General features: G+C 71.0%; 13 protein-coding genes and 1 pseudogene. 9 read left to right on the forward strand and 5 right to left on the reverse strand.

Going from position 1 to position 16,319, the window contains the following annotated elements:
- Positions 1 to 26: 26 nt before the first annotated feature.
- Together treY and glgX are read right to left on the reverse strand one after the other, a co-directional pair.
- On the reverse strand, positions 27 to 2,396 hold the full coding sequence (gene treY / locus N8I87_RS31655; protein WP_263213826.1) for a malto-oligosyltrehalose synthase: 2,370 nt from the start codon (positions 2,394 to 2,396) through the stop codon (positions 27 to 29).
- A gap of 91 nt (positions 2,397 to 2,487) precedes the next feature.
- A complete protein-coding gene (gene glgX / locus N8I87_RS31660) occupies positions 2,488 to 4,641 on the reverse strand; it encodes a glycogen debranching protein GlgX (protein ID WP_263213828.1) in 2,154 nt (717 codons plus the stop codon).
- Between the two features lie 182 nt (positions 4,642 to 4,823).
- Between glgX and N8I87_RS31665 the strand changes: the two genes are divergently transcribed.
- The 4 genes from N8I87_RS31665 to N8I87_RS31680 all read left to right on the forward strand — a co-directional run bounded on the left by N8I87_RS31665 (position 4,824) and on the right by N8I87_RS31680 (position 9,204).
- Positions 4,824 to 5,636: a Tat pathway signal sequence domain protein gene (locus tag N8I87_RS31665; protein WP_263213829.1), complete on the forward strand. Its 813-nt coding sequence runs from the start codon at positions 4,824 to 4,826 to the stop codon at positions 5,634 to 5,636.
- 76 nt (positions 5,637 to 5,712) lie between these two features.
- Positions 5,713 to 7,032, forward strand: coding sequence for a copper amine oxidase (locus N8I87_RS31670; RefSeq protein ID WP_263213830.1), 1,320 nt, complete (start codon positions 5,713 to 5,715; stop codon positions 7,030 to 7,032).
- Between the two features lie 103 nt (positions 7,033 to 7,135).
- Complete coding sequence (locus tag N8I87_RS31675) at positions 7,136 to 8,374, forward strand: DUF5919 domain-containing protein (RefSeq protein WP_263216755.1); 1,239 nt, start codon at positions 7,136 to 7,138, stop codon at positions 8,372 to 8,374.
- Positions 8,375 to 8,478: 104 nt separating this feature from the next.
- On the forward strand, positions 8,479 to 9,204 hold the full coding sequence (locus tag N8I87_RS31680) for a 3'-5' exonuclease (RefSeq protein ID WP_263213832.1): 726 nt from the start codon (positions 8,479 to 8,481) through the stop codon (positions 9,202 to 9,204).
- 28 nt (positions 9,205 to 9,232) lie between these two features.
- Here the strand turns inward: N8I87_RS31680 and N8I87_RS31685 are convergent, their stop codons facing one another.
- Entirely contained in the window at positions 9,233 to 10,096 is an 864-nt protein-coding gene (locus N8I87_RS31685; protein ID WP_263213834.1) for a phosphotransferase enzyme family protein, read from the reverse strand.
- 203 nt (positions 10,097 to 10,299) lie between these two features.
- Between N8I87_RS31685 and N8I87_RS31690 the strand changes: the two genes are divergently transcribed.
- Positions 10,300 to 10,584, forward strand: coding sequence for a hypothetical protein (locus tag N8I87_RS31690; RefSeq protein ID WP_263213835.1), 285 nt, complete (start codon positions 10,300 to 10,302; stop codon positions 10,582 to 10,584).
- Between the two features lie 66 nt (positions 10,585 to 10,650).
- Here the strand turns inward: N8I87_RS31690 and N8I87_RS31695 are convergent, their stop codons facing one another.
- Positions 10,651 to 12,897 carry an MMPL family transporter gene (locus tag N8I87_RS31695; RefSeq protein WP_263213836.1) on the reverse strand — a complete coding sequence of 749 codons (2,247 nt, stop codon included), beginning with the start codon at positions 12,895 to 12,897 and terminating at the stop codon, positions 10,651 to 10,653.
- 372 nt (positions 12,898 to 13,269) lie between these two features.
- Here N8I87_RS31695 and N8I87_RS31700 point away from each other — a divergent pair, with 372 nt between their 5' ends.
- The 4 genes and pseudogenes from N8I87_RS31700 (at position 13,270) to N8I87_RS31715 (ending at position 15,435) form a co-directional block, all read left to right on the forward strand.
- Positions 13,270 to 13,821, forward strand: coding sequence for a DUF1697 domain-containing protein (locus tag N8I87_RS31700; RefSeq protein ID WP_263213837.1), 552 nt, complete (start codon positions 13,270 to 13,272; stop codon positions 13,819 to 13,821).
- Positions 13,822 to 13,970: 149 nt separating this feature from the next.
- Positions 13,971 to 14,126: pseudogene (locus tag N8I87_RS31705) on the forward strand (ketopantoate reductase family protein); the annotation flags it as partial.
- Between the two features lie 25 nt (positions 14,127 to 14,151).
- A complete protein-coding gene (locus N8I87_RS31710; protein WP_263213838.1) occupies positions 14,152 to 14,730 on the forward strand; it encodes a TIGR03086 family metal-binding protein in 579 nt (192 codons plus the stop codon).
- Positions 14,731 to 14,802: 72 nt separating this feature from the next.
- Positions 14,803 to 15,435 carry a mycothiol-dependent nitroreductase Rv2466c family protein gene (locus tag N8I87_RS31715; protein ID WP_263213839.1) on the forward strand — a complete coding sequence of 211 codons (633 nt, stop codon included), beginning with the start codon at positions 14,803 to 14,805 and terminating at the stop codon, positions 15,433 to 15,435.
- A gap of 238 nt (positions 15,436 to 15,673) precedes the next feature.
- On the opposite strand, the gene N8I87_RS31720 is transcribed toward N8I87_RS31715, so the two are convergent.
- Entirely contained in the window at positions 15,674 to 16,276 is a 603-nt protein-coding gene (locus tag N8I87_RS31720; RefSeq protein ID WP_263213841.1) for an MFS transporter, read from the reverse strand.
- Between the last annotated feature and the right edge of the window lie 43 nt (positions 16,277 to 16,319).

Genomic DNA, 16,319 nt, shown 5'->3' on the forward strand with positions numbered 1-16,319 from the left:
CGCTCCAGCAGCACCACCGGCCGTCCTCAGCCCGCACCGCCGACCCGCTCCAGCAGCACCACCGGCCTCGACCCGAACAACTCGGCCACGCGCGCGTGCCCTGTGAACTTCCGTTCCGGTGTCAGTACGTCGGCCCAGTGTCCCGGGGGCAGTGGCAGCCGGGTGTCGTGCCAGCCGCCTGCCTGCGCCAGGCGGAGCGACAGTCGGGTCACGGCCGTGACCACCTCCCCGGAGCGTGCGAACGCCACACAGTGGGCCGCGGCCGGGCCCTCGGCGTCCAGTGGGGTGTACGTGGCCGTGTCGCCGAAGGCGTCCGGGCGGCGGGCGCGCAGGCGGATTGCCGCCGCCGTCAGTGCTGCCTTTTCCCCGGACGTGCCCGCCTCCCGCGGGGGCGGGAACCGCACCGGGCGCCGGTTGTCGGGGTCCACCAGTGCCCGGTACTCGTCCTCCGTGCCCTGGTAGAGGTCCGGCACCCCGGGCATCGTCAGATGGACCAGGGCGGTGCCCAGCACGTTCGCCCGGATGTGGGCCTCCAGGGAGCCGCGGAAGGCGGCCACGCGCTCGCCGGGCGCCCCGCACGGCCCCTCCGCGACGAACGCGGCCACCGCCTCCTCGTACGGCGGCTCCTGCTCCGTCCAGCTCGTGTACAGGCCGGCCTCGCGGACATGCTTGAGCAGGGCCTCGCCGACCCGTTCCGCGTCCGCCGGGCCGAGCCCGAACACCGTCTGCCAGGCGGCCCAGGCCAGCTGCGCGTCCGGTACGCCCTCGCCGTCCCGGGTCACCTCGGTGAGCACGTCCGCCCAGCGCCCGGGGCACTCGGTCAGCACGGCGAGCGCCGCACGCACGTCGGCGCTGCGCTTGGTGTCGTGCGTCGTCACCACGGTCCCGGTGACCGGCCAGTCGCGCTGCACACGCGCGCAGTACGCGTGGAACTCCGCCGGGGACACCCCCGGGCGGCCCGGGTCGCCGCCCACCTCGGTGGCCGAGAGCAACGGCACATAGCGGTAGAACGCCGTGTCCTCCACGGACTTGGCGCGCAGGGCCGACGACGTCTGCGCGAACCGCGCGCGGAACTCCGCGAGCCCGGGAGTGTCATCCGCGGAACCGACCAGCAGGCCACGCACCACATCGACCGCCCGGCCCTCCTCGGGCACGACAAAGGCACGGCGGGCCTCCTCGGCGGCCTCCTCGGTGACGACGGCGGCCGCGTCACCGGAGGCGTACGGCCGGTAGACCCGCAGCCGCACCAGCAGCTCCTGCAGCGCGGTGCGCAGCGCCCACGGGGCCCGGTCGCGCAGCGCCGGGTCCGGCGAGCCGGTGCACAGCCGGTTCGCCGCCCGGGTCAGCCGGTCCGTCTCGGCGGCCAGCTCATGCGTGAGCACCTTGTACGCCGCCCGCCGCACCGTCGCCTCCCAGTCGCCGCCCCGGTCCGTCTGCGGGGCCGCGAACCTCCGGTACCGGCCCAGCAGTTCACCGGCCCCCACCGGGTCCGTGAACAGGCCGTCGACGTGCCGGAGGGCGTCGTAGCCGGTGGTGCCCGCGACGGGCCAGGAGGCGGGCAGGGGCTCCCCGTCGGCGAGGATCTTCTCCACGACCGTCCAGCGTCCGCCACTCGCCTCGTGCAGCCGCGCCAGGTAGCCGTCGGGGTCGGCGAGACCGTCGGGATGGTCGATGCGCAGCCCGTCCACCACGCCCTCGTACAGCAGCCGCAGGATCTTGCGGTGCGTGGCCTCGAAGACCTCCGGGTCCTCCACCCGTACCCCGATGAGCTCCGAGATGCTGAAGAACCGCCGGTAGTTGAGCTCCGTACGGGCCAGCCGCCACCACACCGGGCGGTACCACTGCGCGTCCAGGAGCTGCGGCAGCGCAAGCTCCTCGGTGCCCTCGCGGAGCGGGAACACATGGTCGTGGTAGCGCAGCACGTCGCCGTCGACCACCAGCTGCCCGAGCTCCGCGCCGACCGGCCCGCCGAGCACCGGCAGCAGCACCTGCCCGCCCTGTGCGTCCCAGTCGATGTCGAACCAGCGCGCGTACGGCGACTTGGGGCCCTCCCGCAGCACCTCCCACAGGGCGCGGTTGTGGCGCGGGGCCATGGCCATGTGGTTGGGCACGATGTCCACGACCAGGCCGAGTCCGTGCTCCCGCGCGGTGCGTGACAGCGCGCGCAGGCCTTCCTCACCGCCGAGTTCGCCCCGCACGCGCGCGTGGTCCACCACGTCGTAGCCGTGCGTGGAGCCCGGGACGGACTCCAGGACGGGGGACAGATGCAGATGGGAGACGCCGAGCGAGGCCAGGTAGGGGACGGCCGCCGCCGCGGCCGCGAACGGGAACTCGGGCTGCAGCTGCAAGCGGTAGGTGGCCGTCGGCACCACCGGGTCGGGTCGCTCTGATGTCATGCAGACTACGTACCCATCCCGCCGCCCTTCGTGTCACGGCGCCCGGCACGTGGCCCACGCGCGCGACCGGCATTCGAGCGAAGCCCCTGTCCTAGGCCGGCCGCTGAAGCACGGTCAGGCTCCGGTCCACCAGGGTCAGCCGCTCCCCGGCCCCCACCTTCGGACCCGTGCCCGGCGGTACCCCGTCGACGCGGGCGGTGTCGACCACGACCTGCCACTGCCGGCCGTGGTCCACCGGCACCACGAAGTCCAGGGACTTCGGCGAGGCGTTGAACATCAGCAGGAAGGAGTCGTCGCCGATGCGCTGCCCGCGCGAGCCGGGCTCGGAGATCGCGTTGCCGTTGAGGAAGACCGTGAGAGCCGACGCCTGCGCCGAGTCCCAGTCCCGCTGGGTCATCTCCCTGCCCTCCGGGGTGAACCAGGCGATGTCGGACAGGTCGTCGTGCGTGCCCTCCACCGGACGGCCATGGAAGAAGCGCCGCCTGCGGAAGACCGGGTGGTCCTTGCGCAGCCACACCATCGCGCGCGTGAAGTCCACCAGTTCACCGCTGTGCTCACCGCCTGGCTCGCCCCCGTGCTCGTCGCCGGGCGGGTCGGTACCGGGCCAGTGCAGCCACGACAGCTCGTTGTCCTGGCAGTAGGCGTTGTTGTTGCCGCGCTGCGTGCGCGCGAACTCATCCCCGTGGCTGATCATCGGCACGCCCTGGGACAGCATGAGCGTGGCGACGAAGTTCCGCATCTGGCGGCCGCGCAGCTCCCGTACGTCCGGGTCGTCGGTGTCGCCCTCCACACCGCAGTTCCAGGACCGGTTGTGGCTCTCGCCGTCCCGGTCGTCCTCGCCGTTGGCGCGGTTGTGCTTGTGGTCGTACGACACCAGGTCGTGCAGCGTGAACCCGTCGTGGCAGGTCACGAAGTTGATCGAGGCCAGCGGGCGCCGCCCGTCGTCCTGGTAGAGGTCGGACGAGCCGGTCAGCCGGGAGGCGAACTCCGCGAGCGCCCGCGGCTCGCCCCGCCACAGGTCCCGTACGGTGTCGCGGTACTTGCCGTTCCACTCGGTCCACAGCGGTGGGAAGTTGCCCACCTGGTAGCCGCCCTCGCCCACGTCCCACGGCTCGGCGATCAGCTTGACCTGGGAGACCACCGGATCCTGCTGCACCAGGTCGAAGAACGACGACAGCCGGTCCACCTCGTGGAACTGCCGGGCCAGGGTCGCGGCGAGGTCGAAGCGGAAGCCGTCGACGTGCATCTCGGTGACCCAGTAGCGCAGCGAGTCCATGATCAGCTGCAGCACGTGCGGGGACCGCATGAGCAGCGAGTTGCCGGTGCCTGTGGTGTCCGTGTAGTAGCGCGGGTCGTTCGCCAGGCGGTAGTACGACGCGTTGTCCAGGCCCCGGAAGGACAGGGTCGGGCCGAGGTGGTTGCCCTCGGCGGTGTGGTTGTAGACCACGTCCAGGATGACCTCGATACCGGCCTCGTGCAGTGCCCGGACCGCCGACTTGAACTCGAGAACCTGCTGGCCGCGGTCGCCCCAGGAGGCGTACGCGTTGTGCGGGGCGAAGAATCCGATGGTGTTGTAGCCCCAGTAGTTGTTCAGGCCCATGTCGACCAGCCGATGGTCGTTCACGAACTGGTGTACGGGCATCAGTTCCAGGGCCGTGACGCCGAGTGCGGTCAGGTGTTCGATGACGGCGGGGTGGGCGAGCGCCGCGTAGGTCCCGCGCAGTTCCTCGGGCAGCCCCGGGTGGCGCATGGTCAGGCCCTTCACATGGGCCTCGTAGATCACGGTGTGGTGGTACCCGGTGCGCGGACGCCGGTCGTCGCCCCAGTCGAAGTACGGGTTGACCACGACCGAGGTCATCGTGTGCGGCGCGGAGTCCAGGTCGTTGCGCTTCTCGGGCGCGTCGAAGTGGTAGCCGTAGACCTCCTCGCCCCACCGGACGGCCCCGCTGACCGCCTTCGCGTATGGGTCGAGCAGCAGCTTCGCCGAGTTGCAGCGCAGCCCGCGCCCCGGGTCGTACGGGCCGTGCACCCGGAACCCGTACCGCTGCCCCGGCATGACGCCCGGCAGATACGCGTGCCGCACGAACGCGTCGCTCTCGCGCAGTTCCACCGCCGTCTCCGAGCCGTCCTCGTGCAGCAGACACAGCTCTACTCGGTCCGCGGCCTCCGTGAAGACCGCGAAGTTGGTACCGGCACCGTCGTACGTGGCGCCGAGCGGATACGCCTCTCCAGGCCAGACCTGCATGGAAACGACTCTTCCAGGTGTCCCGCACCCCTGGGGGTGCCTTGGCCACGAGTCTGCCCGAAAGTGAGGGAACCCCCTGTGACTTACGTCCCTCTTATCGGTCGACCAGTGCATACGAGGTATGCCGAATCCAGTGGGGCAGACACGTACTCCCGGGGCCACAGGGGGAGTAGGGGGAAGATGTGCGCAGGACAGTGCACCGCCATCTGGGCAAGGTGATGGCCGGTGCGGCCGTAGCGGTGGCGGGTACCGCCGTGATGGTCGGGATCACCCTGCCGGGGACGGCAGGGGCCGACGAAACAGGAGGAGCCAACCAGAATTCGCAGTCCGCCCAGCAGGCCGGGCAGGACTCCGGCGCCGTGCGGCCGGGAGTCGTGGAGCAGGCGCCGGCCGAGGGCGCGAAGGGCAAGGGCCGCGACCCGCTGACCGACGACGAGATCAAGCGGGTCGAGCAGATCGCCGTGAACCGGCAGCTGCTCCACACGAGCGAGGACGTCGACGGGGGCCACGGTCCGCAGCGCCTCAGCGTCGACCTGGCGGACCCGGACTCCGACGAGGTGGACGATCCCGACGCGCCGCGGCGGGCCGACGTCACCTTCTACGACTACAAGACCGACACCCTTGTCACCAAGACCGTCAACCTGGCGACGGGCAAGGTCGAGCAGACCAGCAGCCAGCACGGTGTCCAGCCGCCGCTGAGCCGGGCCGAGAACGCCGAGGCGGCCAGGATCCTGATCGCCGCCCCGCTGGGCGCGGGCCTCAAGGCCGACTACAAGGACGCCACCGGCCACGAGCTCACCTCGCCGGACCAGCTGCTGTTCAACGGCGCGGTCTACCGGGCCACTGCGGGTGCCCAGCCCGCCGTGCTCGACAAGTGCGGCGAACACCGGTGCGTGCGGTTGTTCCCGAAGGTCAAGAACGGTCCGTGGATCGACGCCAGGTCACTGATCATCGACCTGAGCGCACGCAAGGTCGCACGGCTCGACCGCGGCTGATCGGACGTCCGGCCGAGCGGCCGTGCGTCCCCTTCACCCTTCCAACCCGCTTCTCCTGCAAGGGAGTCATTTCCTCATGCGCGCGAACAGAATCAGCCGTGCCCGCACACGGGCGGCCGTGGGCCTGTCCGTGGCCGCGCTGGCCGCCGGCGCGACGACCGGCGCGGGACCGGCCGCCGCCCAGCCGAAGACCGCCCGGGCGGCGGCCGCCGACTGCAGTGCCGCCTACAAGATCGAGCAGAAGCTCGCCGGCGGCACGACCTGGCGGATGTGCTGGCGCTACGACAGCAAGGCCGGACTGGTCCTGGAGAACGTCTCGTACCAGCCCAAGGGCGAGACCAAGCCGATCAAGGTCCTCAACAGCGCCCGGCTGGCCCAGATCGACGTCCCCTACGACGACGGAAGCGTCGAGTACGACGATCTGACGGGCTTCGGCTTCGCCCAGGGGCTGGTGAACCTGGCGCCGGGCGAGTGCCCCGGCGGCACCATCAAGACCATCCGGGTCCCCGACGCCTGGGACCCGCAGCACGCCGACGTCAAGGGCCTGTGCACCACCACCCGCTCCCGCGGCCACGCCTACCGCATGCAGGGCAACAGCGCCAACAAGGTCTACCAGGCCCAGGGCAAGGACCTGCTCGTCTACACCGTGAACCAGGTCGGCTGGTACGAGTACATGACCGAGTGGCGCTTCCAGGACGACGGCACGGTCAACATGAACGTCGGTGCCACCGGCAGCCTGTCCTACAACGACTACGACGCCGGTGACGGGCGCGGCTGGCCCCTCGGCAAGGGCGCCAAGGCCTACGCCACCAGCCACAGCCACAACGTCTTCTGGCGGCTGGACTTCGGCCTGGACGGCTCCTCCAAGACGAAGGTCGAGCAGTACGACTCGGCCGTCACCGCGCCGGCCCGCGGCCAGGAGGCCCCGACCAACAAGACCACCCGCACCAAGGTCACCAAGGAACTCGCGGGCGACGCCAAGACCTACCGCTGGTGGCGGGTGGTCAGCGCCACCGGCAAGAACAAGGACGACCACGCGCGTTCGTACGAGATCGTCCCCGGCCCGACCACCCGGTACCCGGGACGCAGCTTCACCAAACACGACGTGTACTTCACCGAGTACAACAAGTGCGAGCAGTTCGCCAGCAACAACCCGGGCAACTGCCCCGCCGGCGCGGGCAAGTCGGTCGACACGTGGGTCAACGGCCAGACGCTCACCCACCCCATCGTCTGGATGAACGTCGGCTTCCACCACATCCCCCGGGACGAGGACCAGCAGCCCATGCCGATCCACTGGCAGGGCTTCGCCATCGCTCCGCGCGACGTCACGGCTATGAATCCGCTCACTCCGGACGAGCTGGCATGGCAGAACGGCCACTGGCGGCCGCGTAGTTGAGAAAAGGACCCGTCCATCCGGCTGCACCGCCGACCGGTCCCGGAGTACCCTTCCTTGATCGTTGGCACGGGGAGAGCTCGGGGGAGCGGAAGGCGGTGCGCGGGTGGGCTCGGGAGGGCTGGAGTTGCCCCCTGGTGACGAGGGTCACGAGGGGAACTCCACAGAGGTCCCGCCCGGCGCGGTGTCCCTGGCACGGCCCATGGACGCCGGTGCCATCGGGCCGGAGCTGGACTGGGACGCCGACGCCTGGCTGGAGGTGCGCACGCGCGCCCAGCGGGCCGGCCGGGCCTACATCTGGCTGAACCTCGTCGAACAGCGGCTGCGCGCGGTCGTGGCCGCTGTTCTGCGCCCCATCTACGAACCCGTCCACGGCGACGAATGGGTGGTCGCCGCGGCCGGCCCGGCCGGACAGGAATGGGTCCAGCGCGCCGTCGCCGTACGCGAAGTCAGCCGCCGTAAGGGCTACTTGCTCGACCCGGCGGACGACAACGTCCTCAGCTTCCTCACACTGCCCCAGCTGCGCGAGCTCGTGGTGCAGCACTGGCCCTGCTTCGAGCCCTACTTCGACGAGCGCCGGGATGTCGAACTCGCCCTGGACGAGCTCGAAGTGACCCGCAACGTCGTCTCCCGCAACCGGGCCCTGTCCGAGGCCGTGCTCAACCAGGCCGAACGCGCCTCCGCCCGGCTGCTGGAGATGCTCGGCGCGGGCGGCGACGTGCCGTCCGCGCGCCGGCTGCCAGTCGACGCCGTCGAGGACCTGGTCGGCGACCGGTACGCCGACGTGGTCGCCGTGCACCCCGACCGGGTACGGCTGCTGCGCCAGTTCCCCGCCGAGGACATCTTCGGCGGCGCCCGCCGCCTCGACGCCATCGGCATCGGCCTCAACCTGCTCGTGCAGAACTTCTCCGGACGACGGCTGGTGCGCCTGGCCGAGTCCGGCTGCCGGGTGCGGCTGCTCTTCCTGAACCCGGCCTCCAGCGCGGTGAAGCGGCGCGAGCGCGAACTCGGGATGAAACGGGGCGAACTGAGTCGCGCGGTCGAGATGAACATCCTGCACATGCGCAGGGTGCGCTCCCGCCTCCGGGACCCGGACGCCTTCGAGATCCAGGTGTACGACGAGACACCGCGCTTCACGGCCTACCTCGTGGACGGTGACGGCGCGGACGGCGTCGCCGTGGTGCAGTCCTATCTGCGCGGGGCGCGCGGGATGGAGGTGCCGGTGCTGGTGCTGCGCAACGGAAGCCGCGTGGTCAAGTCGGACGATGTGGACGAAGGTGGCCTCTTTCCGACATACCGCGAGGAGTTCGAGCTGACCTGGGCGGACTCACGGCCCGTGTCCTGAACCCCCCTCGGCGGGCGAAGCGGAACACCGTCCTCGGATTGTCAGTGGCGCATGCGAAGGTGGAGACCACTGGGGGAAAGCACCACCAAGAAGGGGGGCCGCCCATGGGCTGGCACCGGGAGCTGCTGATCGGCTTCGACCTGGAGACGACGGGGACCGATCCGCGTGAGGCGCGTATCGTCACGGGGGCCGTGATAGAGGTCAGGGCCGGACAGCCCTTGGGACGCCGGGAGTGGCTGGCGGACCCGGGTGTGGAGATCCCGGCCGACGCGGTGGCCGTGCACGGCATCAGCAACGAGCGCGCGGCGGCCGAGGGCCGCCCGGCCGACCAGGTCGCGGACGCCATCGCGGACGTCCTCACGGGCTACTGGAAGACGGGCGTCCCCGTCGTCGCCTACAACGCCGCCTTCGACCTCACCCTGCTCTCCGCCGAACTGCGGCGCCACGAACTGCCGTCGCTCTCCGACCGCATCGACGGCATCGACCCGGCGCCGGTCATCGACCCGTACACCATCGACCGCTGGGTCGACCGCTACCGCCGCGGCAAGCGCAACCTCGAAGCCGTCTGCGCGGAGTACGGCATCACCCTCGACACCGCCCACGACGCCTCCGCCGACGCCCTGGCCGCGGCCCGCCTGGCCTGCGCGATAGCCGACCGCCACCCCAAGATCGCCGCCCTCGGCCCGGCGGAACTGCACCGCCGTCAGATCGGCTGGTACGCCGAATGGGCGGCGGACTTCCAGAACTTCCTGCGGTGCAAGGGGGACGCGACAGCGGTGGTGGACGGGGTGTGGCCGCTGCGCGAACTGGCGGAGAGCAGACCGGTGTAGCCGGGGCGGCGTGATGTGGCCCAGCCGCTCAGAACGGATACCAGCGCACCGTCTCGTCCCCGTCCCGCAGCGACGCCACCCGGCGGCGGAACTCGGTCAGTGCCTTGGGGTTGGCCGGGGCGTGTTGGGCGACCCAGGCGCAACTGGCCGTCTCGCGGGCGCCGCGCAGCACCGAGCAGCCCTCCCACGCCCGTACGTCCCAGCCGTAGGCCTCGGTGAAGGAGTCGTAGGCCTCGGCGGGCAGGCCGTAGCGGTCGCGGGACAGGGCCATGACCACCAGGTCGTGCTCGCGCAGGTCCGCGGAGAAGGTCTCCAGATCGACCAGTACCGGCCCGTCCGGACCGATGTGCACATTGCGGGGCAGCGCGTCGCCGTGGATCGGCCCCGGCGGCAGCTGGGGCGTCAGCGCGGTCGCGGCCGTCGCGAAGCCGTCGCGGCGCTCACGCAGATACGCGGCGTCGGCCGGGTCGATCGCGTCACCCGCGAGCCGCAGCCAGCGCTCCACACCGCCCAGCAGCTCGCGGGGCGGCAGCGCGAAGGAGGGGGAGGGCAGGGCGTGCACCAGCCGCAGCAGTTCGGCCAAGTCCCGTGGCCCGGCGGGCCGTACGGGCTCGGGCAGCCGGTGCCACATGGTCACCGGGTGTCCCTCCACCAGCAGCGGCTCGGACACTGCGGCGCGCACCGCCGGCACACCCGCCTCGTCGAGCCAGCGGGCGATCTCCAGCTCGCGCCGGGCCCGGTCCAGCAGCTCGGCGTCGCGGCCGACCTTGACGACCAGATCACCGGCGGCGAACACCGCGTTCTCACCGAGGGCGAGAAGCCGCGCGTCCCGCGCCGGCCCCGGCAGCACCCCCGCCGTGGCCAGTACGTCCCGCGCCCGCACCTCGTCCATCGCCCGCCTCCGCGTCCGTCCTCAAAACGGCCCCAGGATCTTGCCGTCCGACCGTCAGTCTCGCATCCGTACAGGTCGGACCGGGTGCACGGCAACCTGGTCCTGCTCCGCTGCCAGCGCTGAGAGGCGCGCAGCGTAGGCCGGTTCCCTGGGACAGGAAGCGGTGTCCGTGCCGGTGCTGGGCGTGCAGCGTGGTGCGGACGGTGAGTCTGCGGTGCCGCCGGACCCGCTCGGCGAGGTCCCGCCGTGAGCCCGGCGAGCTGTTCGCGTTCCCTCGTGACCAGTGCCCCGGCCGCTCCCGTCGCCATGTCCAGCAGGCCGGTCGCCTCCGTCGCCATGTCCAGCAGGCCGCCGGTCGCCTCCGCCTCGGCGGCCCGTGCGGCAGCGAGCGCGTGGACCAGTTCGGCAATGCCGCAATGGAGCTGGAGGGCGGCACCCGGCGGGCGGCCGATCTCATCGAGGCCGACCTGTCGGCGCGTCGGGCGTGAGCGAGGGCCCGTTGGTTCCCCCGGGGAGACCAACGGGCCCTCGCGTCATGGCGGTTCGGCGGAGACTCAGACCCGAACCGGTTCACCCTCCTCCGGCACCGCCGGTGCCACCGCCTCCGGCGACTCGTCGTGGGTGAGGTCGGGCATCCGGTGCAGCCACTTCGGCAGGTACCAGTTGCGCTCGCCGAGCAGTGCCATCACCGCGGGAAGAAGCACACCGCGGATGATCGTCGCGTCGATCAGCACCGCGGCCGCAAGGCCCACACCCATCTGCTTCATGGACTGCATGGACAGCGTGCCGAAGATCGCGAACACGGCGACCATGATGACCGCGGCGCTGGTGACGACACCGGCCGTGGTGACCACACCGTGCTGGATCGCGTCCTTCGTCGTACGGCCGCGCAGCCGGGCCTCACGGATCCGGGAGACCACGAACACGTGGTAGTCCATCGACAGACCGAACAGGATCACGAAGAGGAACAGCGGCAGCCAGGTCACGATGGCGCCGACGCCCTCCGCGCCCACCAGCGAGGCACCCCAGCCGTGCTGGAAGACGGCGACGAGGATGCCGTAGGCCGCGCCCACCGACAGCAGGTTCAGCGCGATGGACGTGATCGCGACGGTCAGCGAGCGGAACGACAGCAGCATCAGCAGGAAGGCGAAGACCACCACGAAGGCGAAGACCGGGATCACGGATCCGATCAGCTGGTCGTTGAAGTCGTGGTTGCCCGCGACCTGTCCGGTGACCGGGGCCTCGACGCCGTCGACCTTGCCGAGCGTGGCGGGCCGCACCTCGTCGCGCAGCTTCTCCAGGCTCTTGGTCGCCTTGCCCATGTCGGAGCCGCCGACCAGCGGTACGGACACCATGGCCACGTTCTGCGCGTCGTGCAGCTTGATGTCGATCGGGCCCTGCGAGGCGCCCGACTCGATCGCCTGCTTCTTGAAGTCGGCCAGCGCCTGACGCACCTCGGGCGCGTTGATGTCCTTCGCCTTGACGACCACCGAGGCAGGCTCGGAACCGCCCGGGAAGGCGTCGTTGAGCCGGTCGTACGTCTGCACGATCGGTAGCGAGTCGCCGAACTCCTGGTCCAGCGTGAGCTGCGAGGTCTTCATCCCGAGGGCGGGAGCCGTGACCGCGAGCAGGGCGCCCGTAGCGACCACGACCGAGATCAGGGGCTTGGCGAGCACGCCCCGCAGGACGGCGGTCCAGAACCGGCTCTCCGAGCCGCCGACGCGCCGCTTGCGGCGGCCCAGGAATGGGATCCGGCCCTTCTCGACCCGCTTGCCCAGCAGCGACAGCAGCGCGGGCAGAACGGTCACGGAGCCGACCATGGCGACCGCCACGACCATCAGCGAGGCCAGGCCCATCGCCTCGAACTCGGGGAGCCCGGTGAACAGCATGCCCGCCATCGCCACGCACACCGTGACACCGGAGACGATGATCGCGCGGCCGCTGGTGGCGGCGGCGATCCGCAGCGCGGCCCCCGCGTCGCGTCCGGCCTCCCGCTCCTCGCGCTCCCGGCGCAGGTAGAACAGGCAGTAGTCGACGCCGACCGCCATACCGACCAGCAGCATCACGGAGTTCGCGGTGTCGCTCATCGGCTGCAGATGGCTGACGATGCCCATCAGGCCCATCGTCGCCATGATCGCGGTGATCGCCAGCGCGACCGGCAGCAGCGCGGCCACCAGCGCGCCGAAGGCTATGAGCAGAATGCCGAGCGCCACCGGCACGGCGGAGAGCTCCGCCTTCTGGAAGTCGTCACCGAAGGCGTCCTTGTACTGCTTCTGCATGCTGGCGGAGCCGATCTCCTCGACCCGCACCGTCTCGTGGTCCTTCTGCACGCCCGCGACGGCCTTCAGCACCGGCTCGACCCGGTCGGCCGCGGTGTCCGTGTCGCCGCGCATGTCGAACTGCACCAGCGCGCTGTGGCCGTCCTTCGAGATGCTCCGGGTGTCGTACGGCGAGGTGACGCCGGTGACCTTGCCGGTGGCCTCGACGGCCTTGACGACGTCGGCGACGGTAGCCCGGAACTCGGCGTCCGTCGCCTTGACGGATCCGTCCTTCGACTGGACCAGGACCGTCTCGCTCGCCGGGTCCTTGATGCCCGCGTCGTCGATGATCTTCGCGGCGGTGTGGGTCTCGCCCGACAACTGGTCGGACTGGTCGACGTCGACGCGGCCCGCCGCCGAACCGAGTCCCATGGCCAGGACGACGAACAATACCCAGATGCCGACGGCCGCCCAGCGGTGCTGGGCGCTCCATCCGCCGGCGCGGGCGGCCAGGCCCCGCACCCGTATGTCTCCGTTCCCCATGACGGGATTGCCCCCTCGTGTGCGGTGACGGCCCCCGCCGCCACGTCTTTGCTGCGTTCGATTCGAAGGTATGGGGCGGATAAGGAGGTCTCGTCGTGCTGTCCGGTGAAGTGCGCGGCCTTGTTCTCATCGCTGAGGAGGATGCCGGGCCCTTACATCTATCGGTGCTTCTCGGGGGTGGTGATCAGGGCTGTCCGTTCCGTCGACAGAGATCCACTTTGTGATTACGAAAGCTTGTTGAACAAATCACAGCTGCGTGTAGCGGTTGATTCGCACCCACCTGATCGGCCAGAGTTTCGCGCAGCCCGGTCACGGGCGAGCGGCTGTCGTGCCCGCCCCCACGGGGCACGACGGCCGCCTTATGGTGTCGGGATGAAGACGTATGCGGCGCTGCTGCGCGGGATCAATCTGGGCGGCAAGAGGAAGCTCCCGATGGCCGAGCTCCGGCAGCTCATGGAGGGACTCGGTCACCAGGGCGTACGCACCCATCTGCAGAGCGGGCAGGCCGTCTTCGGCACCGGCCGCGGCGACGAGGAGTCCCTGGCCGCGGAACTCACCGAGGCGATCGGGAAGCACTGCGGGTTCCCCGTCGACGTGATCGTGCGCGACCACGCCTATCTGGCGGCGGTGGCCGACGCCTGCCCCTTCCCGGCGGCCGAGCTGGAGGGCAAGGAACTCCACGTCACGTACTTCTCCGCGCCGGTCACCGCCGACCGCTTCGTGGAGATCGACCAGACCGCCCACCTCCCCGAGGAGTTCCGGCTCGGCGACCGCGCGCTGTACCTGTACGTCCCGGCGGGCCTCGGCCAGTCCAGGCTGGCGGGGGCCCTGTCCCGGCCGCGGGTCACCAAGGGGCTGATCGCCACGACCCGGAACTGGAACACCGTCGTGAAGCTGGTGGAGCTCACGAACTGCTCGTCGTAGGAACGCATTTCGCTGAGCGGATCCCGGATCCCGGATCCCGGATCCAGGACCCCCGGGCCGCGCGCAGCTGTGCCAGGCTCTCCGGTATGCGTCACATCACGATCGGGGCAGGGGCGGTCGGCGGCACCGTCGGGGGACGGCTCGCCCAGGCCGGACGCCTGCACGGCGTGCGGACCCCGCTGAACGAGCTGCTCCAGCGGCTCGCCAACCGGTTCGCGCGCGAGCGGCGGGCCGCCGGATCGATGCCGGTCGACGAGCTCGTACGGCTGGCGGACGACGCTGTCGCGTTTGTTCAAGAAGCCTGAGCCGGGCCTTCCTAGCGTGAGGTGTATGACGTACGACGACATGCACCCGTACATGATCGAGTGTGCCGCCGAGGCGGCGCGCGTCGCGCGCGGTGTCGCGGCGGCCCAGCTCGACCACAAGAGCCACTGCACCGACTGGGACGTCCGCGCCCTGGTCAACCACTGGGTCCTGTACACCTCGCACGGCCTGGAGCACCGCGCCCTGCGCAAGCAGCTCCCCGAGGAACTGACCGCCCGCGACTTCACCGCCGACCCCGACTGGGCCGAGGCGTACGCCGCCCAGCTGGACCGCGCGGTCGCCGCCTGGGCCGACCCGGCCGTGTGGGAGGGCGAGGTCGACCTCGGCATGGCCAGGATGCCGGCCGCCGAAATCGCCTCGATGATCATCAAGGAGCTGGCGGTGCACGGCTGGGACGTCGCCACCGCCACCGGCCAGGAGTACCGCGTCTCCGAGGGCGCGGCCCGGCTCGTCCTCGACGTGGTCGAGACCCACGGCGAGCTCTACCGCCAGTACGACGGCTTCGCCGACCCGGTGCCGGTGCCGGACGACGCACCCCTCTTCGAGCGGGCGCTGGCGGCGAGCGGACGAGATCCCCGACTGTAAGGGGATTGGGCCAGCACAAGTGCGCTGGATTGGGTCGAGACCCTATGCCATTCGTGGACTAGCGTCATCGGTATGACGTACTCCGATATGGCGAACTCCGCGACCACCAGGGTCGACTTCCACTTCGACCCCGCCTGCCCCTTCGCCTGGATCACCTCCCGCTGGCTGCTGGAGGTCGAGCGCGAACGCCCGCTCGACCTCCGCTTCCATGTGATGAGCCTGTACCTGCACAACACCGGCAATGAACTCCCCGACTGGTACCGGGACTTGGTGGACCGGTCGATCGGTCCGGTGCGGGTCGCCGTGGCGGCGGCCGAAGGGCATGGCGAGCAGGTGCTGCGCGATCTGTACACCGCGCTCGGCACACGGATCCACGACCATGGGATCAAGGACTTCGACGCGGTCGTCGCCGAGTCGCTCGCCGAACTCGGCCTTCCGGCCGGCCTCGCGGCCGCCGCGCACGACCCGTCGTACGACGACGCGGTGCGCCGCAGCCATGACTCCGGAGCCGAACCGGAGACCGGCGCCTATGTGGGCACGCCCACCCTGCGCGTCGACGGGACGGTGTGGTTCGGCCCGGTGCTGCGCGCCATTCCGCGCGGGGCCACGGCGGCCGAACTGTTCGACAGCTTCCGGGTCCTGGCCGCCCACCCGGACTTCTTCGAGCTCAAGCGCACCCGCACGGGAGCGCTCCGCTTCGACTGACCGCGGCCTCGGTCACCGTGACAATGCTAGCAACTGCCCCATAATGCAGCGCTGTTGGCCATTCCGGTCCGACCGCGACGGATAACTCCCCTGGTGTGACACGTTCGCCGCCGGAGACGCAGTATCAAAAGCGGGACACGGCAATGAGGCTCGCGTGAGCCGACAGCCGTGTGCCTGCCGGCCGTCCGAGGTCCGACGTCACAGGGGAGCGCCGGACCGCGGACGGCCCATCGGCCTGTCAGCCGGGCTCGCCCCGCCAGTCACCGTCCCGTCGGGCCCAGCGCACGGCGGGACGCACCGCGAGGCCGGCCGCCGCGAACAGCACGCCCAGCACCGCCCAGCCCACCCTGCCGTGCTGGATCGCCGTCACCGTGACCAGCGCCGGGCCCGCCATCATCCCGGCGGACATCCCGGCGCCGAACACACCCTGGTAGACGCCGTGGGCGTGGGCGTCGGCGAGTTCGTAACCGAGCGTCCAGCCGCCCGCCGCGGACAGCACCTCGGCGAGGACCTGCACCACGGCTCCCACGGCCAGCGCGAGCACGGCCCACGCCGCGGGCAGCCCCGCCGACACGGCGTACGCGGCGCAGGACGCCGTGAGCAGCGGGCCCGCCCAGGTCATCGCCCGTACGGCAGAGGGGACTTGGGAGGCGCGCCGGGCCACCCGCACCTGGAGCAGCGCCACCAGCACGCAGTTGACGATCAGCAGCAGGGCCGCCGTCCAGCGCGGCGCCTGGGTGCGCTCGACGATCCACAGCGGCAGGCCGACCTCGATCAGCGTGTACTGCACGCACAGCACCGCGTTCAGCACGGTCACCGCCAGATACGGCAGGTCCCGCACCGCACGCCAGCGGTCGGCGGCCGGTGCGTCGGCCGCGTGCGGC

This window comes from Streptomyces sp. HUAS 15-9 (assembly GCF_025642155.1).
Lineage (GTDB): Bacteria > Actinomycetota > Actinomycetes > Streptomycetales > Streptomycetaceae > Streptomyces.

Coding starts and splice junctions, on each gene's coding strand:
- glgX (WP_263213828.1), bottom strand. CDS start 4,641: ATGCAGGTCTGGCCTGGAGAGGCGTATCCGCTCGGCGCCACGTACGAC.
- N8I87_RS31680 (WP_263213832.1), top strand. CDS start 8,479: ATGGGCTGGCACCGGGAGCTGCTGATCGGCTTCGACCTGGAGACGACG.
- N8I87_RS31715 (WP_263213839.1), top strand. CDS start 14,803: ATGACGTACTCCGATATGGCGAACTCCGCGACCACCAGGGTCGACTTC.
- N8I87_RS31695 (WP_263213836.1), bottom strand. CDS start 12,897: ATGGGGAACGGAGACATACGGGTGCGGGGCCTGGCCGCCCGCGCCGGC.
- N8I87_RS31710 (WP_263213838.1), top strand. CDS start 14,152: ATGACGTACGACGACATGCACCCGTACATGATCGAGTGTGCCGCCGAG.
- N8I87_RS31670 (WP_263213830.1), top strand. CDS start 5,713: ATGCGCGCGAACAGAATCAGCCGTGCCCGCACACGGGCGGCCGTGGGC.
- N8I87_RS31685 (WP_263213834.1), bottom strand. CDS start 10,096: ATGGACGAGGTGCGGGCGCGGGACGTACTGGCCACGGCGGGGGTGCTG.
- treY (WP_263213826.1), bottom strand. CDS start 2,396: ATGACATCAGAGCGACCCGACCCGGTGGTGCCGACGGCCACCTACCGC.
- N8I87_RS31700 (WP_263213837.1), top strand. CDS start 13,270: ATGAAGACGTATGCGGCGCTGCTGCGCGGGATCAATCTGGGCGGCAAG.